This is a genomic window from Tsukamurella sputi, assembly GCF_007858445.1.
GTDB classification, from domain to species: Bacteria; Actinomycetota; Actinomycetes; order Mycobacteriales; family Mycobacteriaceae; genus Tsukamurella; species Tsukamurella sputi.
On record NZ_VIGV01000001.1, the window covers coordinates 433,923 to 456,766 of the forward strand.

Here is a 22,844-nt window from a genome sequence, read left to right on the forward strand (position 1 = left end):
GCTACCGTATCGGACGTGAGCGATGAAGACTTCAAGACCACCGGCGGCACCACCGAGCCGAGCGGCCGGGAACGCCGCAGTCCCGCATTCCTCGCCACGGCGGTGGCGCTGCCGGTCGCGGTGCTGGCCTGCTTCGTCGTCTTCCTCGTGCTCGCCCAGCAGAAGCAGGGCGACGCGCGGGACGCCGCAGCGGCGGGGCACCTGAAGTCCGTCGCGGCACCGTCCGCGGGCGACGCCGCGTGCGGCACGATGCTCGGCGCCCTCCCCGCCGACCTCGACGGGTACCGCCGCACCGGCGACGCCGAGCCCGCCGGTTTCGCGCGCTGGACCCGCGACAAGGCCGGCGCGGTCGAGGTGCGCTGCGGCACCGAGCGCCCGGCGGAACTGACCGCCACCGCCAAGCTGCAGATCATCAACGGCGTGCAGTGGCTGCAGGCCACCCCGTCGGGCGCCCCCGCCCCCGACGGAGGGAGTTACTGGACCGCCGTCGACCACCGCCCGTACGTCACCCTCTGGGTTCCCGACGGTGCCGGGACGTCCGCGGTGCAGGCCACCTCCGACGCGATCCGCGAGCACCTGCAGGCGGCCTCGCTCGACCTCGGGAAGTAGCCCGCGGCGTCCTAGCGGAGCCCGGTGCCCCGGGCCAGGGCGGTGTCGATGAGCAGAGTCAGCAGCTCGGCGTAGTCGACGCCGGACTCGGCCCACATGCGCGGGTACATCGAGGTCGAGGTGAAGCCCGGCATGGTGTTGACCTCGTTGATCACCGGGCCGTCGGGGGTCTGGAAGAAGTCCACACGGGACAGGCCCTGGCAGTCAAAGGCGTGGAAGGCGCGGACCGCGAGGTCGCGGATCACGGCCGCCTCGTCCTCCGTGAGGTTCGCGGGCACCGTGTACTGCGCGCGGTCGTCGAGGTACTTGGTCTCGAAGTCGTAGAAGGAGTGCTCCGCGTCCGCAGCCATCTCGATCTCGGCGATCGCCGACGCTGCGACGCTGCCGTCGGGCCGCTCGAGGACGCCGATCTCCACCTCGCGGCCGATGACCGCGGCCTCGATGATGACCTTGGGGTCCCACCGGCGCGCCTCCGCGATCGCGGCGGGCAGCTCGGTGAGGTCGGTGACCCGGGTGATGCCGATCGACGAGCCGCCGCGGGCGGGCTTGACGAACAGGGGCAGACCCAGGCGGTGCAGCACGTCGGACGGCACCTCGGTGTCGCGCTGGCGGAGCACGTGGAAATCGCCCACCGGCAGGCCGTCGGCGGCGAGCAGCTTCTTCGCGAACTCCTTGTCCATGCCCGCCGCGGAGGCCAGCACGCCCGCGCCGACATAGGGCACGCCGACCATCTCGAGGAGTCCCTGGAGGGTGCCGTCCTCGCCGTACGGGCCGTGCAGCACGGGGAAGACGACGTCGACGGCGCCGAGCACCGATCCCGCGGCATCGGCGTCGACGGATACGAGTTCGGCGCCCGGGAGGAAGGCGAGGTCGGTCGGTCCCTCGGGGACGCTGGGCAGGCTGCGGTCCGCGAATCGCAGGGCGTCGGCGTCACCGTCGGAGAGCACCCATGCGCCGGCCCGGGTGATCCCGACGGGGATGACCTGGAAGCGCTCCGGATCGAGATGGGCGAGGATGCTGCCCGCCGATACGCACGAGACCGCGTGCTCGCTGCTGCGCCCGCCGAAGACCACTGCCACCCTGATTCGCTCCGTCACGGTCGCCCACCTTACGTGGCGGCCGTGGGGAGGGCCACGCGGTTACCGCGCGGCTACTCGGCGTCCTTGGGGCGCCACTCGCCGCCCACGTCGCGGTTGAGCAGGTCGTCCATGGCGCGCGAGACGGGCACCCCGTCGTAACAGACCGCGCGCACCGCCTCGGTGAGCGGCATCTCGACGCCCACCCGGCGGGCCAGGTCGGCGATGGAGATGCACGACTTGGCGCCCTCGGCGACCTGGCCGTGCGCGGCGGCCTGCGCCTGCTCGACGGTCATGCCCTGGCCCAGGCGCGCGCCGAAGCTGAAGTTGCGGGACTGCGGCGAACTGCACGTGGCGACGAGGTCGCCCACGCCGGCGAGTCCGGCCAGCGTCAGGGGCTGGGCACCGAGGGCGGTGCCGAGGCGCAGGGTCTCCGCGAGACCACGGGTGATGATCGCGGCGCGCGAGTTCTCTCCCAGGTTGATGCCGGAGGCGATGCCGCAGACCAGGGCGATCACGTTCTTGGTGGCGCCACCGATCTCGCAGCCGACCACGTCGTCGCTGGTGTACGGGCGGAAGTAGTCGGTGCGCACGAGGTACTGGGCGCGCGAAGCGCGGTCCGGGTTGTCGGACGCGACGACGGCGAGGGTGGGCTGCCCCTTCGCGATCTCCTTGGCGAAGTTGGGCCCGGTGAGGACGGCGAGGCGGTCCCGGTCGATGCCCGCCGCATCGACGACGACCTCACTCATCCGGTCCAGGGTGCCGATCTCGATGCCCTTGGCGAGGTTGACGACCGTGACGTCGGGCGGGATCAGGTGGCCCCAGTCGCGCAGGTTGGCACGCAGCGACTGCGAGGGGACGGCCAGCACGACGAGGCCGGCGCCGCGCATGGCCTCCTCCGGATCGTGTGTCGCGGAGAGGTTCTCGGGGAGCACGCCCTCCGGAAGGTACTGCGCGTTGATCCGGGTCCGGTTGATCTGGTCCGCGACCTCCTGGCGGCGGCACCACATCCGGACCCGGTGCGGTTCCGGGCGGGTGGCCTCCGCGAAGACCTTCGCCATCGCGGTACCGAACGACCCCGCCCCCATCACCGCAACGTCGACCATCCGGTCCCCTCCCTCGATCGCACTCGCCCACCGGATCCGTGAGCGTCCCGGTGAGCCTATCGCCCGCCCGGAGGCGGCAGGGTCGGTTCGGCACGCCTACATTGGTGCGCATGAGCTCACCGCACGGGGACGCCGCACCCCCCGCCGTCGCCGTGGTGACCGCCGTGAAGTCGCTCGATGCCGCCAAGTCGCGGTTCGCCGCTCCCGGGGACGACCGGCGGGAGGCGGTTCCCGGGTTGGTCCTCGCGATGCTGCTCGACACGCTCGCGGCGGCCGCCGCGACCCCGGGTGTGATCGCGGTCCACGTCGTCTCGCCGGATCCCGCGGTGCGGGCGGCGGCGGAGTCCGTCGGGGCGCGGACCGTCGGCGAACCCGAGCCGGGCGGATTGAACGCGGCGCTCTCCGCGGGCGCCCGCGCGGCGCGGGCCGAGCACGGCCCGGCCGTCGCGGTCCTGGCGCTGCAGGCGGACCTTCCCGGTATCACCGCCGACGAGCTCGGAGCCTTCCTCGCCGCCACGACCGGCCGACGGGGATTCGTACCCGACCACGGCGGCACCGGCACGGCCGCCCTGTACGCGCCCCGGGGCACCGAGCTGGCGCCCGCATTCGGCCCCGGCTCGGCCGCGGCGCACCAGTCCGGCGGCGCGACCCGGCACGCCGGACCGTGGCCGGGTCTGCGTACCGACGTGGACACTCCGCGGGACCTCGCGGCGGCGCTACGGTTGGGCGAGCACACCGCGGCGGCCCTCGCTGCGGCGGATCGGACCGTCACGTCGAAACCGCGGGCCCGATAAGCCAGAATGGAGCGGTGACGACCGAGCCTGACGCCCCCACCGCCGAATCTGCGCCCGCACCGAGCACCGCGGGCGCCGACGCCGTCGTCCCGCCCGCGGGCAGAACCACGGCGATCCCGACCGCACCGCCCGCCGCACCCGCCGAGGTGACCAGTGACCTGCCGGCGGACCGGTACTTGAACCGCGAACTCAGCTGGCTCGACTTCAACGCCCGCGTGCTCGCGATGGCGGAGGACGCCTCGCTGCCGCTGCTCGAACGCGCGAAGTTCCTGGCGATCTTCGCCTCGAACCTGGACGAGTTCTTCATGGTTCGCGTCGCGGGACTCAAGCGGCGCGACCAGATGGGCCTGTCGGTGCGCTCGGCCGACGGGCTCTCGCCCCGTGAGCAGTTGCGCCTGATCTCGCAGCGCACGCAGGAGCTCTCGCACAAGCACGCACTGGTCTTCAGCGACGCGGTGCGTCCCGAGCTGGCGGCCCAGGGCATCTCGGTGGTCAGCTGGGCCGATCTCACCCCGGAGGAGCGCGAGAGTCTCACTGCGTACTTCCACACGCAGGTCTTCCCCGTGCTCACCCCGCTCGCGGTGGATCCGGCGCACCCGTTCCCGTACATCTCCGGCCTCTCGCTGAACCTGGCCGTAGCCGTCGTCGACACCGCCACGGGCGGCGAGCATTTCGCCCGCGTCAAGGTGCCGGACAACGTGGCCCGCATGGTCTCCGTCCGGAGCGAGCGCATGGACCACGCCGTACTCCCCCTCGAGGACCTGATCTCCGCGCACCTCGACGTCCTGTTCCCCGGGATGACGGTGTCCGAGCACCACGTCTTCCGGATCACGCGCAACGCCGATTTCGAGGTGGAGGAGGACCGTGACGAGGACCTCCTGCAGGCCCTCGAGCGGGAGCTGGCCCGCCGCCGCTTCGGCTCCCCCGTGCGCCTCGAAGTGGCGGAGGACATGTCGGAGCACATGCTCGAACTGCTGCTGCGCGAGATGGACGTGGACCCCGCCGATGTCATCACGGTGCCGGGCCTGCTGGACCTCAACTGCATGTTCGAGCTGTACGGCGTGGACCGGCCGGACCTGAAGGAGAAGCCCTTCGTCCCGGTCACGCACCCGGCGTTCGGCGAACGGGAGACGCCGAAGAGCGTCTTCTCCACGCTGCGCGAGGGCGACGTACTGGTGCACCATCCGTACGACTCCTTCTCGACCAGCGTCCAGCGGTTCATCGAGCAGGCCGCCGCCGATCCCCACGTGCTGGCGATCAAGCAGACGCTGTACCGCACCTCCGGCGACTCGCCGATCGTGGACGCACTGATCGATGCGGCGGAGGCCGGCAAGCAGGTCGTGGCGCTGGTCGAGATCAAGGCGCGGTTCGACGAGCAGGCGAACATCAAGTGGGCCCGGAAGCTGGAACAGGCCGGCGTGCACGTGGTCTACGGCCTGGTCGGCCTGAAGACCCACTGCAAGACTTGCCTGGTGGTCCGGCGCGAGGGCTCGACGATCCGCCGCTACTGCCACATCGGCACGGGCAACTACAACCCGAAGACTGCGCGCCTGTACGAGGACGTCGGTCTGTTCACCGCCGATCCCGATCTGGGTGCGGACCTGACGGACCTGTTCAACCGGCTGACGGGCTACTCCCGCAAGGAGGAGTACCGCAACCTGATGGTCGCGCCGCACGGCATCCGGTCGGGCATCGTCGAGCGGATCGACCGCGAGATCGAGCTGCACCGCGCGGGCAAGCCGTCGGGCGTACAGCTCAAGGCGAACGCGGTCGTGGACGAGCAGATCATCGACGCGCTCTACCGCGCGAGCCAGGCCGGCGTGCCGGTCGAGGTCGTGGTGCGCGGCATCTGCGCGCTCCGGCCGGGTGTGCCCGGGGTGAGCGAGAACATCACGGTCCGCTCGATCCTGGGGCAGTTCCTCGAGCACTCGCGGATCCTGCACTTCCGCGGTGCGGACGAGTTCTGGATCGGCAGTGCCGACATGATGCACCGCAACCTGGACCGCCGCGTCGAGGTGATGGCGCAGGTGAAGGACCGACGGCTGACGCGCCAGCTGGGCGAGATGTTCGACTCCGCACTCGATCCCGCCACCCGCTGCTGGGTGCTCGACGCCGACGGGAACTGGAACGCCTCCCCCGTGCCCGGTGAGACCGTCCGGGATCACCAGCGGGAGCTCATGCGCGCGCACCGCGCGAGCCAGCGGTGAGCGGCGGAGGCGAGGGCGCGGTCGTCCGCGCCTCCGGCGGTGTGCTCTGGCGCTCCGCCGTGGACGGCCCGGAGGTCGCGGTGGTGCACCGACCGCGCTACGACGACTGGTCCCTGCCGAAGGGCCACGTGGAGGCCGACGAGAATCCCGTGGTGGCGGGTCTGCGCGAGGTGGTCGAGGAGACCGGCTTCTCCGCGCGATTCGTGCGGGCGGTGGGACAGGTGTCCTACGACGTGCCGCGACGCAAGCGTCACGGACCCGGCGATGGGAGCGTCCGAAAGCGCGTCGGCTACTGGTCGGCGCTGGCCGGTTCCGGGGTCTTCGCTCCGAACGAGGAGACCGACGAACTCCGCTGGCTGCCGGTGGAAGCCGCCGTCGCGCTGCTGACCTATCCGATCGACAAGCGGATCCTGCGTGCCTTCGGGAAGCAACCGCGCTCCACTGCGACGATGCTGATCGTCCGGCACGCCAAGGCCGGACGCAAGCAGGGCTACCAGGGCGACGATCTCGCGCGACCGCTGGACCGGAACGGGCGGGCCCAGGCGGAGGCCCTGGTCGACCTGCTGAGCGTCTTCGGGCCCGGCCGCCTACTGTCGGCGCCGCCGGTGCGGTGCATGCAGACACTGGAGCCGCTGGCGGCCGAAACGGGCCTGCCCCTGGTGGAGGAGCCGACGGTCTCGGAGACGGCGTACGCGCGCGATCCGGCAGCGGCGCACCGCCGGATCCGTGAGATCGCGCGGACCGGCGAGGAATCGGGCACGGTACCCGTGGTCTGCAGTCAGGGTGGCGTGATCCCGGATCTCACGGCCTGGTGGGCCGGGGCCGACGACGTGCGCCTGCCCCCCGCGCGCAATCGGAAGGCGAGCGTCTGGGTCCTCACCACGGCCGGCGGGCGCCTGCTCACGATGGACCACATCGACAGCCCGCTGCCCCTGGAGCACTGAGGCTTCCAGGGGCAGCGGGGCCGCTCCGGGGAACGGGTTACTTCTTCGCGGCCTTCTTGGCGGGCGCCTTCTTGGCCGGAGCCTTCTTGGCGGGCGCCTTGGTGGCGGCCTTCTTGGCAGGAGCCTTGGTCGCGGCCTTCTTCGCGGGCGCCTTGGTCGCGGCCTTCTTGGCAGGAGCCTTGGTCGCGGCCTTCTTGGCAGGAGCCTTGGTCGCGGCCTTCTTGGCGGGCGCCTTGGTCGCGGCCTTCTTGGCAGGAGCCTTGGTCGCGGCCTTCTTCGCGGGCGCCTTCGTGGCGGCCTTCTTGGCGGGAGCGGCCTTGGTCGCCTTGGCCGGAGCCTTCTTCGCCGCGGCCTTGGTGGCGGTCGCCTTGGCCGCCTTGGCCGGAGCCTTCTTCGCCGCAGCCTTCTTGGCGGGCGCCGCCGTGGTGGCCGAGCTGCGGCGCACCGCGGGACCCGAGGCCGGCAGCTTCGCCGAACCCGAGATCACGGCCTTGAACTGCGCGCCGGGACGGAACGCGGGGACGGAGGTGGGCTTGACCTTCACGGTCTCGCCGGTGCGGGGGTTACGGGCGACACGGGCAGCGCGCTTGCGCTGCTCGAAGACGCCGAAGCCCGTGATGGTGACGGAGTCACCGGCGTGGACGGCCCGGACGATCGTGTCCACGATCGCCTCGACGGCGTCGCCGGCGGTGCGGCGGTCGGTGCCCAACTTCTCGGTGAGCGCTTCGATCAGTTCTGCCTTGTTCATGGACGACTTTCCTCTGTTGGTCGGAGGCTCACCGCTGAGCCAACTAGGGACACCGTAAACGCACAATTGCATTCAATCCAAGAGCCACGCCAGTTTTGATCGAAGGTGTGTCGGAATGACAAGTGGCGGCACCGGTTCGATCCGGTGCCGCCACAGGTGGTTTTTCGCGCTACAGAGTCACGGGTTTGTATGCGGGCCTGCGGCTTTCGAACGCCGCGATCGCATCGGACTGCTGCAGAGTGATGCCGATGTCGTCCAGACCCGCCATCAGGCGGTGTCGGACCGGATCGTCGATCGTGAACGGGACTACCAAGTCGCCGGCGGTCACCGTCCGGTCCTCGAGGTCAACGGTGATCTCGAGTCCGGGCTCGTTCTCAAGCGCCTTCCAGAGCAGTTCCACGTTCTCCTGCTCGACGAGTGCGGCGACGAGCCCGGCCTTGCCGGCGTTGCCCCGGAAGATGTCGGCGAAGCGCGACGAGATGACGACCCGGAACCCGAAGTCCATGAGGGCCCACACCGCGTGCTCGCGCGAGCTGCCGGTCCCGAAGTCCGGCCCCGCGACGAGCACCGAACCCCGGTCGTAGGGAGCGTTGTTGAGAATGAAGCTCGGATCGGTGCGCCAGGCCGCGAACAGGCCGTCCTCGAAACCGGTGCGGGTCACGCGCTTGAGGTAGACGGCGGGGATGATCTGGTCGGTGTCGACATTGGTGCGGCGCAGCGGCACGCCGATGCCGGTGTGGGTGACGATGGCTTCCATCTGTTCTCTCCTTGTGCTGCGGTGGCGGCTACGCGCCGGCGACGGGGTCCAGATCGGCCGGGGCCGAGAGGGTGCCACGCACGGCCGTCGCGGCGGCGACGGCCGGCGAGACCAGGTGCGTACGGCTGCCCTTGCCCTGCCGTCCCTCGAAGTTCCGGTTCGAGGTGGACGCGGAGCGCTCGCCCGCGGCGAGCTGATCGGGATTCATGCCGAGGCACATCGAGCAACCGGCCTGGCGCCACTCGGCGCCGGCGTCGAGGAAGACCTGTCCCAGCCCTTCCTCCTCGGCTTGGGCACGCACGCGCATCGATCCGGGGACGACGAGCATCCGCACGCCATCGGCGACCTTGCGGCCGCGCAGTACCTCGGCGACGGCGCGCAGGTCCTCGATCCGGCCGTTGGTGCACGAACCGACGAAGACGGCGTCGACGGCGATGTCGCGCAGCGGGGTGCCCGCCTCGAGTCCCATGTACTGCAGCGCCTTGGCGGCGGTCTCCTTATCCCCGTCCGAGCCGAAGGACTCCGGGTCGGGCACCGAGGCGCTCAGCGGGGCGCCCTGGCCGGGGTTCGTGCCCCACGTGACGAACGGGGTGAGCGCGCTGCCGTCGATGTCGACCTCTGCGTCGAAGACCGCACCCTCGTCGGTGCGCAGGGCGTCCCACGCCTGGATCGCCGCATCCCACTCGGCCCCCTTGGGCGCATGCTCGCGGCCCTCGAGGTAGTCGTAGGTGATCTGATCGGGAGCGATCAGGCCGGCGCGCGCGCCCGCCTCGATCGACATGTTGCAGATGGTCATCCGCGCCTCCATCGAGAGCTTCTCGATGGCACTGCCCCGGTACTCCAGGACGTAGCCCTGGCCGCCGCCGGTGCCGATCTTCGCGATGATCGCCAGGATCAGATCCTTGGACGTCACGCCGGGCTGCAGTTCGCCCGAGACGTTGATGGCCATGGTCTTGAAGGGCTTGAGCGGCAGCGTCTGCGTGGCCAGCACGTGCTCGACCTCGGAGGTGCCGATGCCCATGGCGATCGCACCGAAGGCGCCGTGGGTCGAGGTGTGACTGTCACCGCAGACCACCGTCATGCCCGGCTGGGTGAGTCCGAGCTGGGGGCCCATGACGTGGACGATGCCCTGCTCGCCGTCGCCCATGGAGTGCAGGCGGACCCCGAACTCGGCGCAGTTGCGGCGCAGCGTCTCCACCTGCGTGCGGGAGATCTCATCGGCGATGGGCTGCACTAACGTGTCCGTCGGCACGTTGTGGTCCTCGGTGGCGATGGTGAGATCGGGGCGGCGCACCGGCCGTCCGGCCAGGCGCAGGCCGTCGAAGGCCTGCGGGCTGGTCACCTCGTGCACGAGGTGCAGGTCGATGTAGATGAGGTCGGGCTCGCGCGAGGCGCCCTCGCCCTCCCCCTTGACGACGACGTGCTGATCCCAGACCTTCTCGGCCATTGTGCGCGGCTGCATGATTCCCACCTGCTTCATGATCTTCGCTCCGCCGGCGGACGCGGGCTGCGCGTTGAATCCCACCATGCGAGAGCCTAGTATCGAACTATGGGAAAGGATACCGCACCGACGGACGCCCCCGAAAGTCTCACCCCGGTGAGCGGCATCGGCGTGCTCGACAAGTCCGTCGCCGTGCTGCGCGCCGCCGCGGAGGAGCCAGCCACGCTGGCCGACCTGTGTGGACGCACCGGACTGCCGCGCGCGACGGCGCACCGTCTGGCCGTGGGCCTGGAGCTGCACGGACTGCTGACCCGGGACGGCGACGGGCTGTGGCGGCCGGGATCGGCACTGCGGGAGCTCGCCGCCAGCACGGCCGATGCACTGGTCGACACGGCGGCGATGGTGCTGCCCCGGCTCCGTGAGATCACGGGCGAATCGGTCCAGCTCTACCGCCGGGAGGGCGACCACCGCGTGTGCGTGGCGGCCGCCGAACCGCCGTCGGGCCTGCGGGACACGGTACCCGTGGGCTCGCGCCTGCCGATGACGGCGGGATCGGGCGCGAAGGTGCTCGCCGCGTGGGCCGAGCCGCGGACGGACTCCTTCTTCAGCGACCGCTCCCTGGCCGAGGTGCGCAAGCGCGGCTGGGCGCAGAGCGCCGGGGAGCGCGAATCGGGCGTGGCCAGTGTCTCCGCGCCCGTCCGCAATCCGCGCGGCGAGGTCATCGCCGCCATCTCCGTCTCCGGCCCGATCGACCGCATGGGCCGCCGCCCCGGCGCGCGCTGGGCGGCGGACCTCCTGCAGGCGGCCGAGGCGCTGCAGCGCCGGATCTGAGGCGCTAGCCCTCGCCACCCACCCGGCACCGCACCGCACCGCCGTCCACGGCGAGTACCGCCGACACCCGGCTGGCCGTGTCCGCCATCCGCGCCGCGCGATGGGCGATGACGGCCTCGGCGACCAGGGGCCACACGTCGTGCCGGATCGCGCGGCGCACGGATCGCGCGCCGTAGACCGGGTCGAATCCGGTCTCGACCAGGTGCACCGCGACGGAGTCGTCGATGCTCAGGTCCACACCGCGCTTGCGGGCGCGATCCGCGAACATGTCCAGCTCGTGCCGTGCCACTTCGACGGCCGTGTCCCCCGAGAGTTCCTCGAAGAGCGTCACTTCGTCGATGCGGTTGAGGAACTCGGGGTCGAAGAACCGGGCGATCGACTGCTCCGAGATCCGGTCCAGTCGTCCCTCGAGGATGCGGTCGACCCGCTCCCCCGCCGGCGCGGGCAGCAGCCGCGACACGGACCGCCCGGCGCGGTGCCACGGACGCTCCTGTTCGGCCCGCAGCTCGCGGCTGCCGAGGTTGGAGGTCATGAACACCAGGCAGTTGCGGAAGTCGTAGCGCTGCTGGCCGTTCGCGAGCGTCAGCTGCCCGCGATCGAGCACGTGCAGCAGCGCCCGCAGCACCGTCGTGTGCGCCTTCTCGACCTCGTCGAACAGCACGATCCCCGGCATGGAGACGGTGCCCTCGATCCGGTCGCGGTCGAAGACGCTCAGCCCCTCCTTGGAACCGGAGTAGCCGGGCGGCGCTCCCGCGAAGGAGGCGGCGTAATGCTCCTGCGCCATGGCCGACATGTCCACCTGGCAGAAATCGTCCGGCCCGGTGCGCAGCGCGGAGGCGAGCTGGCGCACGATCTCCGTCTTCCCGGTGCCGGTGGGCCCCACCAGCAAATGGCTCGCGAGCGGCCGCGTCTTGTCGGTGAGGCCGGCCTGCACCACGGACAGAGTCTTGAAGATCGACTCGATCGCGTGGTCCTGACCGAAGACGTTGGCGCGCAGCTGCGCCAGGATCCGCGCCGCGTCGACCCGCCCGACGGCGGCCTTGGCGAACTCGGCGTCGGTGGGCCGGGATCCCGAGGGGCCGGACGCCCGGCCGCCGACGTCGACCCCTTCGGCGGCCAGGCGATCGGTGATGAAGGGCACGGTTACGCCTCGCGGGTCTTCTCGGTGGGGATGGTGCCGACGGGGCATTCGGCGACGCCGATGGTGTCGCGCGTGAACGATTCGACCTGCTCCCGGGCGGCCTCGGCGTCGGTCACCCACAGCTTGTAGAAGTCGAAGGGGCACTCGGCGACACCCTTGTCGCCCTCGCCCGCGGCGTGGATACCCGTGTAACCGCGGTGGAGGATCTTGAAAAGGTGGTTCTGCGACTGGTCGTGCTTCCGGGCGTCGCGGATCGTGGAGACGGAGAGCTGCGCGTACTGGATGCCGTACTCCTCCTCACCCGTCTCACCGAGCGTGCGGCCGTCGAAGCCGATGATCGCCGAGTGACCGAAGTACGAGTAGACACCGTCGAATCCGGCGGCGTTCGCGACCGCGACGTAGACGTTGTTGGCCCACGCCATGGCCTTGGCCATGAGCACCTGCTGCTCCTTCGCCGGGTACATGTACCCCTGGCAGCGGACCACCAGCTCGGCGCCCTTCATCGCGCAGTCGCGCCAGATCTCCGGGTAGTTGCCGTCGTCGCAGACGATGAGCGAGACCTTGAGCCCCTTGGGACCGTCCACGACGTACGTCGAGCTGCCGGGGTACCAGCCCTCGATCGGCGCCCACGGGATGATCTTGCGGTACTTCTGCACGATCTCGCCCTGGTCGTTGATGAGGATCAGCGTGTTGTACGGCGGCTTGTTCGGATGATCCTCGTGCTGCTCGCCGGTGATCGAGAAGACGCCCCACGTACCCGCCTTGCGGCACGCGTCGGAGAAGATCTTCGTCTCCTCGCCGGGGATGGCCGCGGCGGTCGCGTACATCTCGTCGGGGTCGTACATGATGCCCTGTGTGGAGTACTCGGGGAAGACGACGAGGTCCATACCGGGCAGGCCGGCCTTCATACCGACGACCATCTCGGCGATCTTGTGGCAGTTCTCGATGACCTCCTCCCGCGTGTGCAGGCGGGGCATCTTGTAGTTGACGACGGCGACGCCGACGGTGTCCGGACTGGAGGAGATGTCTCCGTGACGCATGATGGAACCTTTCGTTGATTTCCGTGTGGTGCAGGGTCAAACGGCTTCGGGCGTGGGCATCGGGAGCTTCGGCTTCGCCTTCGCGGCGACGGCGCTGAGCACCAGGAGCGCGAGGGCGATCGCCGCGGCCCACAGCGCGGCGGAAGTGCTGGTGGGCCAGTTCCCGCGCCAGGACAGCAGCGCGGGGATCGTGCAGGTCAGGTGCGAGCCGATCAGGATCAGCCAGCCCGTGAAGGGCATCAGCGCGGTCATGCCGCAGGCCAGGATGAGGAAGAACAGCAGCCACATCACGGCCCAGACGAACCAGATGACACCGAAGACGGGGTCGGCGGCGAAGGAGAAGGAGCCGAAGACGATCGCCATGGCGGCCACGAAGATCGAGTACCAGCCGAGGCCGCGACCGTCGTTGCCCATCAGGTTGTTGACGCCGACGAACAAGTAGGTGAAACCGAACAGGTAGCTCGAGCCGGCACCGAAGACACCGGAGAGATTCCCGTCGGCCGCGACCACCGCGAGGGTCGGGAGGACGACTTGCATGGCCCCGACGAAGAGGTTGAAGACACCCGCCTCCCGGGCCGAGATCGCCCCCAGGAACCAGGCCCCGTTGACGAACAGAACGGCTCCGACGAACAACAATCCGAGTGTGGTCATCGCGACTCCCGATTTATTACCGATTCGGCACTATCTCTGATCGGTAGTATTCGCGGGCAGTCCGGTGCGCGCAGCGGAATGGATGAAAGTGCTGGTGAGAGCCGCTACGAGAGCCGCAGGACCAGGGCTTCCCACACCTCGCGGCCCGTGTCGGACAGCGTCAGAAGAACGCTGCGCCGGTCCCCCGGGGCCGGCCGACGGTACGCGAGATTGCGCTCAACGAGGCGGTCCACGAGGCGCGTGGTGGACGACGGGGTGGTGCCGGTCCGCGCGGCCAGCTCACCCACGGTGGCGCCCTCCACCCCGGCCAGGAGGCGAAGGGCCCGGAAGTGCTCGACGGTGAGATCCTGCTCGGCGAGCGCAGGAGTGAGGACGTTCATGACCAGATCGTCGGCCTCGCAGACGGCCGCGAAAGCGGTGCGCGCCGGCGCCTCCCGCAGGTCCGCGCTCCCGTCCATCACCGCCCCGATCTTCGACTGTGTCATCGCAATCCACGATCACTGTATCGCGTTCCGGCACGGATGCGGGCGCCGTCCGCGTAAGCTCGGCCGCACACCCGGTCCGTAGTGCAGGACTTCAGACGAGCGGACGTCCATGAGCGAGTACACCGTTGGGCTGCTGTACCCCCGACGTGGCCCGGCAGGGCTGTTCGGCCCGTCGTGCCTGAGTTGCACGACGCTCGCCGCCGATGACATCAACGCGCGCGGCGGGATCCTGGGCCGCGAGCTGGCGGTGCGCCCCATCGACTCCGCCACCGGCGTGGCGAACGTGACCCGCGAGGTCGAATCCCTCCTGGCCGCCGGCGAGATCGACGCCATCGTCGGCTGGCACACCTCGGACGTACGTCGCGCCCTCTCCGCGCGACTGGATCTGCGGGTCCCGTACGTCTACACGGCCCTGTACGAGGGCGGCGAATCGACGGCCGGCGTCTTCCTCACGGGCGAGACGCCCGAGGACCAGATCCGCCCGGCCCTCGAATGGCTGCGACGTGAGCGCGGACTGCGCCGGTGGTGGATCGTGGGCAGCGACTACCTGTGGGCGCGCGCGAGCGCGAAGGCCTGCGTCCGCTTCGCGCGGGGCCTCGGCGACGACCTCGTCGGCGCGCGCTTCGTCCCCGTCGGCACCCAGGACTTCTCGTCCGTGATCACCGACATCGCACGCTCCGACGCCGACGGTGTGCTGATGCTGCTGCTCGGGCAGGACGCCGTCGAGTTCAACCGGGCCTTCGCCGCAGCGGGGCTCGACGGTACCTTCACGCGCTACTCGCCGCTCATGGACGAGCACATGCTCATGGCCTCCGGGCCGGACGCGACCCGCGACCTGTTCGCCTCCGCGGGGTACTTCGACTCCGTGGTGACCTCGGAGTCGATGGAGTTCGGCGCCCGCTACTTCGGCCGGTTCGGCCCGGACGCATGCACGCCGACATCGATGGGCGAATCCTGCTTCGAGGGCATGCTCCTGCTGGAGTCCCTCTTGTCGACGGTGCGCAGCACGGACGTGCGCGACATCATGGCCGGCGTGGGCGGCGTGCACTACGAGGGCGCCCGCGGCGACATGGCGCTCCGCGACGGCCACACGCGCCAGCGGATGTACCTCGCGCGCGCGGAGGGCTGCGACTTCGACGTGATCGACCAGCTCTGACTCCGCGAACGACGAAGGCCCGGATCGCATGATCCGGGCCTTCCGTTGTACCCCCGATGGGATTCGAACCCACGCTACCGCCGTGAGAGGGCGGCGTCCTAGGCCGCTAGACGACGGGGGCTAGAACAGGTGCTGCCACGCCGAAGCGCCGCAGCAGTCCGATGAAGGTAGCACACCTGCACCGGAACGTACCCCCGATGGGATTCGAACCCACGCTACCGCCGTGAGAGGGCGGCGTCCTAGGCCGCTAGACGACGGGGGCTAGGACTGCGCCCTCCGCACGCGGAGGGCGCTGTCACGCTGGCCTACCAGGACTCGAACCTAGAATGGCTGAACCAGAATCAGCTGTGTTGCCAATTACACCATAGGCCAATGACTCTCTCCGAGGACGTTTCCGACCTCGTTTTGAGCCGCGATCCAGCTTACCCAGCCGCACTGAGAACGCCAAATCGCCAGGTCATCCCCTACTGCGGCGCGTCACCGTCGACCGGCACCAGGGCGCGGGCCGAGGCCAGACGCGCCAGGGTGCGCTCGCGCCCGAGGAGCTCCAGCGACTCGAACAGCGGCGGACTGATCGGCGAGCCCGTGACACCCACCCGGATCGGCGCGTAGGCCTTGCGCGGCTTGAGCTCCAGCTCGTCGATGAGCCGGCCCTTGAGGGCGCCCTCGATGGACTCGGTGGTCCAGTCCGTGAGCCCGCCGAGAACAGCGATGCTCTCGTCGAGCACCTGCCCGGCGTCGGCCTTGATGTTCTTGGCCGCGGCCGCCGGATCGACGACGAAGTCGGCCTCGTCGACGTAGAGGAACTTCAGCAGGTCCCAGGCGTCCGAGAGCACGACGATGCGGGTCTGCACCAGCTCCGCGGCGGTCGCGAACTCCGGGCCCAGCCGGGCACCGTCGACGTAGCCCCGCTCGACGAGGAAGGCACGCAGGCGGGCCTCGAAATCCTGCGGTGTGAGCAGGCGGATGTGCTCGGCGTTGATGGCATCGGCCTTCTTCTGGTCGAAGCGCGCGGGGTTCGAGTTCACCCGGTGCACATCGAAGGCCGCGATCATCTCGTCGAGGCTGAAGACGTCGTTGTCGGGCGAGATGCCCCAGCCCAGCAGCGCGAGGTAGTTGAGCAGTCCCTCGGGGAGGAAGCCGCGGTCGCGGTGATGGAAGAGGTTCGACTCGGGATCGCGCTTGGAGAGCTTCTTGTTGCCCTCCCCCATCACGAAGGGCAGGTGCCCGAACTCGGGGGTGCGCTCCGCGACGCCGATCTCCACCAGTGCCTCGTACAGCGCGATCTGCCGCGGCGTGGAGCTGAGCAGGTCCTCGCCGCGCAGCACGTGCGTGATCTTCATCATGGCGTCGTCGACGGGGTTGACCAGGGTGTAGAGCGGGTCGCCGTTGGCGCGGGTCAGTGCGAAGTCGGGGACGCTGCCCGCCGCGAAGGTGGTCTCGCCGCGCACCATGTCGTTCCAGGTGAAGTCGTGATCGGGCATGCGCAGGCGCACGACGGGGCTGCGCCCCTCCGCCAGGTACGCGGCCTTCTGCTCGCCGGTGAGGTCACGGTCGAAGTTGTCGTAGCCCAGCTTCGGGTTGCGGCCCGCCGCGATGTGGCGCGCCTCGACCTCCTCGGGCGTCGAGAAGGCCTCGTAGGCGAAGCCGCCCTCGACGAGGCGCCGCACGACGTCCAGGTGCAGGCCCTTGCGCTCGGACTGGCGGTACGGGCCGTACGGGCCGCCCACCTCGGGACCCTCGTCCCAGTCCAGCCCGAGCCAGCGCAGCGACTCGAGGATCGCGGCGTAGCTCTCCTCGCTGTCGCGAGCGGCGTCCGTGTCCTCGATGCGGAAGACGAAGGTGCCGCCCGTGTGTCGCGCGTGGGCGAAGTTGAACAGCGCGGTGCGCACCATTCCGACGTGCGGCGTGCCGGTGGGCGACGGGCAGAAGCGCACCCGGACGGTCCCGGGGGCGGCGGCGTTCGACGGTGCGGCGGAAGACTCAGTCACGACGTCCAGGGTAGTCGCCGCGCGCGGCGCACCCGTTCACGCGTGCGCCGCGACCAGCGCGCGGATCTTCTCGAGCTGGAGCGCGGAGACCTCGTCGGCGCGCTCGTCCTCGGCGAAGACGTTGGAGCAGATGATCGCGTCCTCGCGGGCGAGGAAGCCCGCGGCGCCGAGCGTGCCGAAGAGCTCGTCCCAGTCGACGTCACCGTCGCCGATCGTGAGGTGCTGGTGCACGCGGACGGCGTTGCCCGGCGGGTTGGTGATGTACCGCAGGCCGTGGGACCGGTGGTGGTCGAAGGTGTCGGCAGCGTAGACGGCGCCGAGCCGGTCCCCCAGCTGCGGGATCAGCGAGGCCGCGCGGTCGCCGTAGTGGAAGGTGTGGCTGCCCACGTAGACGAAGCCGACGGCGCCGGTGTCCAGCCCGCGGATGATCCGCCAGGCCTCGAGCCCGTCCTCGACGAAGTCGTCGGGGTGCGGGTCGATGTTGAGCGTGACGCCCTCGCGCTCGAGGAGCGGGACGAGCTCCTCCATGCTCCGGAAGAAGCCCGACTCGGATTCCTCCGCACGCTCGGGTCGGCCGCTGAACTCGGTGTTGATCACGGGGACCTCGAGCTCGGCGGCGATGGCGATGATGCGCCGGAAGTTCCGCACCGCGGCCTCGCGCTGCGGCTCGTCGGGCCACGAGATGCGTTGCACGGGAAGCAGGGACGTGATCCCGACACCCGCGTCCGCGGCGCGCTTGCGCACCCGCGCGAGCTGGGCCCGGTCCACGCGCGGGTGCGCGAAGAACGGGATGAAGTCGGCGTGCGGTGTCAACTGGATCCACTCGTAGCCGGCCTTGGCGGCCACGTCGAAGAAGTCCTCGAAGTCGTGCGTCGAGTGGTAGGGCGTGGGGTCGAGAGCGATGCGGACCACGGTGCCCCCTAGGCGCGCTCGGCGTAGAACGCCGGCATCTCGGGGAGCCCGACGGGCACGGGGCCGGCCGTCTCCAGGGCCTTCACTCCGGCGGCGCAGCACACCGCCACCTTGTAGCCGTCGAAGGCCGACGGCCCGGCGATGGTGCCCGCCTTCGCGGCGTCGACCCACGCCTGCACCTGACGGTCGTAGGCCTCGCGGAACCGGGTGGTGAAGTCGACGTGGTCGGCGACCGAGAACCGGCCCTGCTGCCACAGCTGCAGGCCCGCGGGCTCGCCGATCCGGGCGACGCCGCGCTCGAAAACGGCCTCGGTCTCGACCTGGTAGCCGAATTCGATGGAGACGTTCATCTCGACGTCGACGAGGACCCCGTTGTCGAGCTCGATCAGTACCAGGATCGGCTCGCGCAGGTGCTCGGGGCTCCGCGAGTTGCGGCGCGGGTACTTCACCTCGACGGAGGTGACGACGCCGCCCGCGAGCCACGGCACGACGTCGAACTCGTGCACCACGGAGTCGTTGATGAGCATGGTCTGCACGTAGCTGTCGGGCACGGAGGCGTTGCGGTGTCGGGCGTGCAGCATGACGAGCTCGCCGGCGGGCTTGGCCGCCACCACCTTCCGCAGCTCCTCGTACTCACGGTCGAAGCGGCGCATGAAGCCGACCTGGATCAGCTTCCGGCCGCCGGCCATCTCGGCCTCGACGATGCGCCACGACGACTCGGGGTCCTGGGTGAGCGGTTTCTCGCAGAGCACGGGCAGGCCGGCCGCGAGGACCTTCAGCAGCGCCTCCTCGTGGAACTGTCCCGGGGTGGCGATCAGGACCGCGTCGACGGTGCCGGACCCCAGCGCCTCGTCCAGGGTCGCGAATCCGGCCGCCCCCGGGGCGAGCCCGAGGGCGGCGGTCCGGCGCGCTTCGTCGGGCTCCACCACCGCGGAGACCGTCGCCCCGGAGATGGTGGCGGCGATGCGTCCCACGTGGTCGGCGCCCATCTTGCCGGCGCCGACCACGGCGACGCGGAGGTCGTTGGTCATGATGTGGTGTCTCCTTGCAGGTCGGGTCAGCGGGTGCGGGTGAGCGGGTGGCAGCCGAAGATGTGCTGCCGGGTGCGGGTGGCGATGCCCGCGGGGAGGTCGATGTCGCAGCCGGGCATGTCCTGCTCGACGATCGCGAACAGGTCCGGGTTGATCCGCAGCGCCGCCTCGATGACCGGGGCGAAGTCCGGGATCCCGTTCGGCGGCTCGACCATAATGGCGGAGGCCGCGTCGGCGAACGGCGTGTCGTTCTTGAGCACCTCCCAGATCAAGGTCGGATCGATCTGCTTGAGGTGCAGGTAGCCGATGCGCTCGGGGTGGCGCTGCATGAGGGCCACGTTGTCACCGCCGTAGTACGCGAAGTGACCGGTGTCGAGGCAGAGGTTGAGGTAACGCGGGTCCGTCTCGGCGAGGAGCCGCTCCACCTCGCCGGTGGTACCGACGTGGCTGTCGGCGTGCGAGTGGAACTGCTGCTTGGTCCCGTATTCCTCCGCCAGGGCCTTGCCGAGCCGATCGTGGCCGGCGGCCAGGGCCTTCCACTGCTCGTCGTCCAGCGTGCGGGCCTCGAGTGCCTCCCCCGTCAGATCGGAGCGCCAGAGGTCGGGGATGACGACGATGTGCTCCGCTCCCAGGGCTCCGACGAGGGTGGCGACGTCGCTCACCTGCTGCCAGGCGCGGTCCCACTGGTCGGCCCCCTTGTGGAAGCCGGTGAAGATGGTGCCGCCCGACAGCTCGAGATCGCGCTTGCCGAGCTCGTCACGCAGGCGCTCCGGATCTGTGGGCAGGTAGCCGTACGGGCCCAGTTCGATGTAGTGGTAGCCGGCCTCGGCGACCTCGTCGAGGAAGCGGTCCCAGGGCGTCTGCCGCGGGTGGTCGGCGAACCAGACGCCCCACGAATCGGGGGCGGTGCCGATGCGGAGGCCTTCGGTGTGCGCGGCGGTGGAGGCGGTCGTGCCCAGGGTGTCGGTCATGACGGTGGTCCTTAGGTCGGATCGTGGAAGATGATGGGGCGAGGGCTCAGCCCAGCAGGGGCCGCTGCGCCTTCTGCTGGTCCAGGTACTCGGCGCGGGCGGTGGCGGTGCTGTCGATCGTGGACACCGCGGCGACCGGGACGTCCCACCAGCCGTTGCCCTCGGGGGCGTAGAGATGCGGGTCGTTGTGGATCTGGATGACGGTGGGCCACGACGCCGCCTTGGCAGCACGCACCGCGTCGGTGAGCTGCGCGACCGAGTCCGGGCCGGGCGCGATGTCGACGACCCGCGCTCCGTAGCTGCGAGCGTTGGCCGCCAGGTCGACGGGCAGGAACTCGCCGCGCTCGAGATCCGGTGCGGGGACGCCAACGGACTCGTCGGCCGTCCGGTAGCGGGTGCCGAAGCGCTGCGAACCGACGGTCTCCGAGAGGTGGCCGATCGAGGCGTAGCCCTGGTTCTCGACGATGACGACGATGAGCTTGATCCCCTCCGCGACGGCGGTCACGAGTTCGCTGTTGAGCATGAGATACGAACCGTCGCCGACCATGACCACGACGTCGCGGTCGTCGCCGAGGGCGAGCAGCCCACGCTTGGCGCCGAGGCCGCCGGCGATCTCGTATCCCATGCAGGAGAAGGCGTATTCGACGTGGTAGCCGAGCGGATCCCGCACGCGCCACAGCTTCTGCAGGTCGCCGGGCAGCGAGCCCGCCGCCTGCACGATCACGTCGGCGGGGTCCATCGCCGCGTGTACCGCGCCGATCACCTCGGGCTGGCCCGGCAGGTCCGCGCCGGTGGGCGCGAGAGCCGTGTCGACCAGCGCGTCCCACTCCGCCTTGACCGCTGCGGCCGCGGCGACGGATTCCGCCGGCACGCGGTAGTCGGCGAGCTCCACGCGCAGCGCCGCGAGCCCCTCCCGCGCGTCGGCGATGAGCGGCAGCTGGGAACCGTGCTTGTAGGCGTCGAAGGACGCGACGTTGAGGTTGACGAAGCGCACGCCGGCGTCCTGGAAGGCGGTGCGGCTGGCGGTGGTGAAATCACTGTATCGGGTACCGATCCCGATGATCACATCCGCCTGCGCGGCGATCGCGTTCGCCGCCGCGCTGCCGGTGGCACCGACCCCGCCGACGTTCAGCGGGTGATCCCAGGCCAGCACACCTCCGCCGGCCTGCGTGGTGCCGACGGGGATCGACGTGGCTTCCGCGAACCGTCGCAGCTCGTCCTCCGCACCCGCGTAGAGCACGCCGCCGCCGGCGACGATGAGGGGGCGCTTCGCGTCCCGGATCGCCGCGACGGCGCGAGCCAGCGGGCCGCGCTCGGGCAGGGGCCGGCGGAGGTGCCACTCGCGATCGGCGAGGAACTCCTCGGGCACGTCGACGGCCTCGGCCTGGACGTCCTCCGGCAGGGCGATGGTGACGGCGCCGGTCTCCGCGGGGTCCGTGAGTACCCGCATCGCGGCGAGGGCGATGGAGAACAGTTGCTCCGGCCGCTGCACCCGGTCGAAGAACTTCGACAGCGGACGGAAGGCGTCGGAGACCTGCAGCCCGATGTCGTGCGGGTGCTCGAGCTGCTGCAGCACCGGATCGGCGACGCGGGTGGCGAAGGTGTCGGAGACCAGGAGCAGGGCGGGAAGGCGGTTGGCGGTCGCGAGCGCGGCGCCCGTCAGCATGTTCGCGGCGCCCGGGCCCACGGAGGCGGTGCACGCGTAGGTGCCGCGCCGGCGGTGCATGCGGGCGTAGCCGACGGCCTGGTGCACCATGGCCTGCTCGTTGCGGGCCTGGTGGTAGGGCATGAGCCCGGCGTCGGTGGTCGCGTACTGCAGGAGGGCCTGGCCCACGCCGGCGACGTTGCCGTGGCCGAAGATGCCGAAGGTCGCGGGGACGGTGCGCTCACGCACGGTGCTCACGGTGCCGTCGGCGTGCACCGTCTCGTCCACGGTCCACTGGTGCGCCAGGAACTCGATGAGGGCCTGGCCCACGGTCATCCGCCGGGTGCTCATCGCTCGTCTCCTTCGGTCGGTGCGGCGGTGTAGGGCAGCCGCGGGTCGGTGGCCTGTGCCGGCCAGGTGTCCCGCAGCCAGGCCTGGCGCGGGTCGTCGCTGATCAGCCACACCCGCTCGGGGTCGGGGCCGGCCATGACATTGAGGTAATAGAGGTCGTACTCGGGGGCGGCCATCGCGGGCCCGTGGTAGCCGAAGGGCACGAGGGCGATGTCGCCAGTGCGGACGAGCGCGTTGGTGTCGATCTCCCCCGCCGCCGACGAGTAGGTGACGAAGCTTCCGAAGGCGTCGGCGGTGTCGGGCACGGCCCCGGCGGGCAGGCCGCGAGCGGGCGCCGTCTCGAAGTAGTAGATCTCCTCGAGCCGGGACTCGTGGCCGGCGACGTGTTCGTCGTGCTTGTGGGCGGGATGGCTGCTCCAGTTGCCGCCCGGCGTGATCACCTCGCACACGATGAGCGCGGCCGCGTCCAGCGCGCCCGGCGTGCCGAAGTTGTGCACCTGCCGGGTGTCCCGGCCGGCACCGCGCACTTCGACGGGCACCTCCGCCCCGGCGATGTACCGCGTGGGGCGGCGCTGTGACGTGGGGGCCTCCGCGATCGCCACGCGGGCGGGCCCGCGGACGGCGAATCCCCCACCAGCGCCGACGTACAGCACGTCGGTGGGGCCGTCGAAGACGGACGCGCGGCCGGCGAGCGCGACGACGGGGCCACCGTCGAAACCCGCGGCGGCAGCCGCGTCGAGCTCGACCACGACGCCGCCCGACAGGGGCACGACGATGCGCTCGATGTCACCGCCGGGCAGCACGATCGGATCCTCCCCGAGGTCCGCCACGCGGATCCCCGTGTGCGCCCAGCCGGGGAGAGACCCGTCGACCACCGACTCCCACCCGTCCCGCGCCAATACGCCGCGGGCGTGGAACCATTCGTTGGGCGTCGTCGCCATCGCCGTCCTCTCCTTC

At 70.6% G+C, this 22,844-nt stretch carries 21 protein-coding genes and 3 tRNA genes; 6 read left to right on the top strand and 18 right to left on the bottom strand.

Going from position 1 to position 22,844, the window contains the following annotated elements:
• Positions 1-15: 15 nt before the first annotated feature.
• Positions 16-609 carry a DUF3515 domain-containing protein gene (locus FK268_RS02100; protein WP_158636015.1) on the top strand — a complete coding sequence of 198 codons (594 nt, stop codon included), beginning with the start codon at positions 16-18 and terminating at the stop codon, positions 607-609.
• Between the two features lie 11 nt (positions 610-620).
• Here the strand turns inward: FK268_RS02100 and FK268_RS02105 are convergent, their stop codons facing one another.
• Entirely contained in the window at positions 621-1,706 is a 1,086-nt protein-coding gene (locus FK268_RS02105; RefSeq protein WP_146430636.1) for a D-alanine--D-alanine ligase family protein, read from the bottom strand.
• Between the two features lie 53 nt (positions 1,707-1,759).
• Positions 1,760-2,791: an NAD(P)H-dependent glycerol-3-phosphate dehydrogenase gene (locus FK268_RS02110; protein WP_146430637.1), complete on the bottom strand. Its 1,032-nt coding sequence runs from the start codon at positions 2,789-2,791 to the stop codon at positions 1,760-1,762.
• 110 nt (positions 2,792-2,901) lie between these two features.
• Here FK268_RS02110 and cofC point away from each other — a divergent pair, with 110 nt between their 5' ends.
• From cofC to FK268_RS02125, 3 genes are read left to right on the top strand one after another with little or no spacing between them, the layout of a single operon-like run.
• Positions 2,902-3,585, top strand: coding sequence for a 2-phospho-L-lactate guanylyltransferase (gene cofC, locus FK268_RS02115; RefSeq protein WP_438695955.1), 684 nt, complete (start codon positions 2,902-2,904; stop codon positions 3,583-3,585).
• A gap of 14 nt (positions 3,586-3,599) precedes the next feature.
• Positions 3,600-5,792 (top strand): RNA degradosome polyphosphate kinase, encoded by a 2,193-nt coding sequence (locus FK268_RS02120; protein WP_146430641.1) that lies wholly within the window; start codon positions 3,600-3,602, stop codon positions 5,790-5,792.
• Entirely contained in the window at positions 5,789-6,736 is a 948-nt protein-coding gene (locus FK268_RS02125) for an NUDIX hydrolase (protein ID WP_146430642.1), read from the top strand. The genes FK268_RS02120 and FK268_RS02125 overlap by 4 nt, the downstream gene beginning before the upstream one ends.
• Before the next feature lie 37 nt (positions 6,737-6,773).
• On the opposite strand, the gene FK268_RS02130 is transcribed toward FK268_RS02125, so the two are convergent.
• The 3 genes from FK268_RS02130 to leuC all read right to left on the bottom strand — a co-directional run bounded on the left by FK268_RS02130 (position 6,774) and on the right by leuC (position 9,703).
• Entirely contained in the window at positions 6,774-7,484 is a 711-nt protein-coding gene (locus tag FK268_RS02130; RefSeq protein WP_146430644.1) for an HU family DNA-binding protein, read from the bottom strand.
• Between the two features lie 169 nt (positions 7,485-7,653).
• Positions 7,654-8,241, bottom strand: coding sequence for a 3-isopropylmalate dehydratase small subunit (gene leuD, locus FK268_RS02135; protein WP_146430646.1), 588 nt, complete (start codon positions 8,239-8,241; stop codon positions 7,654-7,656).
• Between the two features lie 28 nt (positions 8,242-8,269).
• Complete coding sequence (leuC, locus tag FK268_RS02140; RefSeq protein ID WP_146431831.1) at positions 8,270-9,703, bottom strand: 3-isopropylmalate dehydratase large subunit; 1,434 nt, start codon at positions 9,701-9,703, stop codon at positions 8,270-8,272.
• 87 nt (positions 9,704-9,790) lie between these two features.
• Here leuC and FK268_RS02145 point away from each other — a divergent pair, with 87 nt between their 5' ends.
• A complete protein-coding gene (locus FK268_RS02145; protein ID WP_146430648.1) occupies positions 9,791-10,513 on the top strand; it encodes an IclR family transcriptional regulator in 723 nt (240 codons plus the stop codon).
• Positions 10,514-10,517: 4 nt separating this feature from the next.
• Here the strand turns inward: FK268_RS02145 and FK268_RS02150 are convergent, their stop codons facing one another.
• The 4 genes from FK268_RS02150 to FK268_RS02165 all read right to left on the bottom strand — a co-directional run bounded on the left by FK268_RS02150 (position 10,518) and on the right by FK268_RS02165 (position 13,830).
• Complete coding sequence (locus tag FK268_RS02150) at positions 10,518-11,654, bottom strand: AAA family ATPase (protein WP_158636016.1); 1,137 nt, start codon at positions 11,652-11,654, stop codon at positions 10,518-10,520.
• A 2-nt stretch (positions 11,655-11,656) separates the two neighbouring features.
• Positions 11,657-12,694 (bottom strand): aliphatic amidase, encoded by a 1,038-nt coding sequence (locus FK268_RS02155; protein WP_146430651.1) that lies wholly within the window; start codon positions 12,692-12,694, stop codon positions 11,657-11,659.
• Between the two features lie 36 nt (positions 12,695-12,730).
• Positions 12,731-13,345: an AmiS/UreI family transporter gene (locus tag FK268_RS02160; RefSeq protein WP_146430653.1), complete on the bottom strand. Its 615-nt coding sequence runs from the start codon at positions 13,343-13,345 to the stop codon at positions 12,731-12,733.
• Between the two features lie 104 nt (positions 13,346-13,449).
• Positions 13,450-13,830, bottom strand: a complete 381-nt coding sequence (locus FK268_RS02165) for a MarR family transcriptional regulator (RefSeq protein ID WP_146430655.1) — start codon at positions 13,828-13,830, stop codon at positions 13,450-13,452.
• A 109-nt stretch (positions 13,831-13,939) separates the two neighbouring features.
• On the opposite strand from FK268_RS02165, the gene FK268_RS02170 reads away from it, so the two are divergent.
• The gene (locus FK268_RS02170) at positions 13,940-14,986 is read left to right on the top strand and encodes a substrate-binding domain-containing protein (RefSeq protein ID WP_146430656.1); all 1,047 of its coding nucleotides are present in this window, start codon (positions 13,940-13,942) and stop codon (positions 14,984-14,986) included.
• A 48-nt stretch (positions 14,987-15,034) separates the two neighbouring features.
• On the opposite strand, the gene FK268_RS02175 is transcribed toward FK268_RS02170, so the two are convergent.
• From FK268_RS02175 to iolB, 9 genes are all read right to left on the bottom strand, one after another.
• Positions 15,035-15,107, bottom strand: a tRNA-Glu gene (locus tag FK268_RS02175).
• 68 nt (positions 15,108-15,175) lie between these two features.
• A tRNA-Glu gene (locus FK268_RS02180) sits at positions 15,176-15,248 on the bottom strand.
• 38 nt (positions 15,249-15,286) lie between these two features.
• Positions 15,287-15,358: transfer RNA gene (locus tag FK268_RS02185), tRNA-Gln, on the bottom strand.
• 92 nt (positions 15,359-15,450) lie between these two features.
• Positions 15,451-16,881 carry a glutamate--tRNA ligase gene (gene gltX, locus FK268_RS02190; protein ID WP_231706926.1) on the bottom strand — a complete coding sequence of 477 codons (1,431 nt, stop codon included), beginning with the start codon at positions 16,879-16,881 and terminating at the stop codon, positions 15,451-15,453.
• Positions 16,882-17,013: 132 nt separating this feature from the next.
• Positions 17,014-17,889, bottom strand: a complete 876-nt coding sequence (locus tag FK268_RS02195; protein WP_146430659.1) for a sugar phosphate isomerase/epimerase family protein — start codon at positions 17,887-17,889, stop codon at positions 17,014-17,016.
• An 8-nt stretch (positions 17,890-17,897) separates the two neighbouring features.
• Positions 17,898-18,920, bottom strand: coding sequence for a Gfo/Idh/MocA family protein (locus FK268_RS02200; protein WP_146430661.1), 1,023 nt, complete (start codon positions 18,918-18,920; stop codon positions 17,898-17,900).
• 26 nt (positions 18,921-18,946) lie between these two features.
• Positions 18,947-19,891, bottom strand: coding sequence for a sugar phosphate isomerase/epimerase family protein (locus FK268_RS02205; RefSeq protein ID WP_146430663.1), 945 nt, complete (start codon positions 19,889-19,891; stop codon positions 18,947-18,949).
• A gap of 46 nt (positions 19,892-19,937) precedes the next feature.
• Complete coding sequence (iolD, locus tag FK268_RS02210; protein WP_146430665.1) at positions 19,938-21,887, bottom strand: 3D-(3,5/4)-trihydroxycyclohexane-1,2-dione acylhydrolase (decyclizing); 1,950 nt, start codon at positions 21,885-21,887, stop codon at positions 19,938-19,940.
• Positions 21,884-22,828, bottom strand: coding sequence for a 5-deoxy-glucuronate isomerase (gene iolB / locus FK268_RS02215; RefSeq protein ID WP_146430667.1), 945 nt, complete (start codon positions 22,826-22,828; stop codon positions 21,884-21,886). Before iolB ends, iolD begins: the two co-directional genes overlap by 4 nt.
• Between the last annotated feature and the right edge of the window lie 16 nt (positions 22,829-22,844).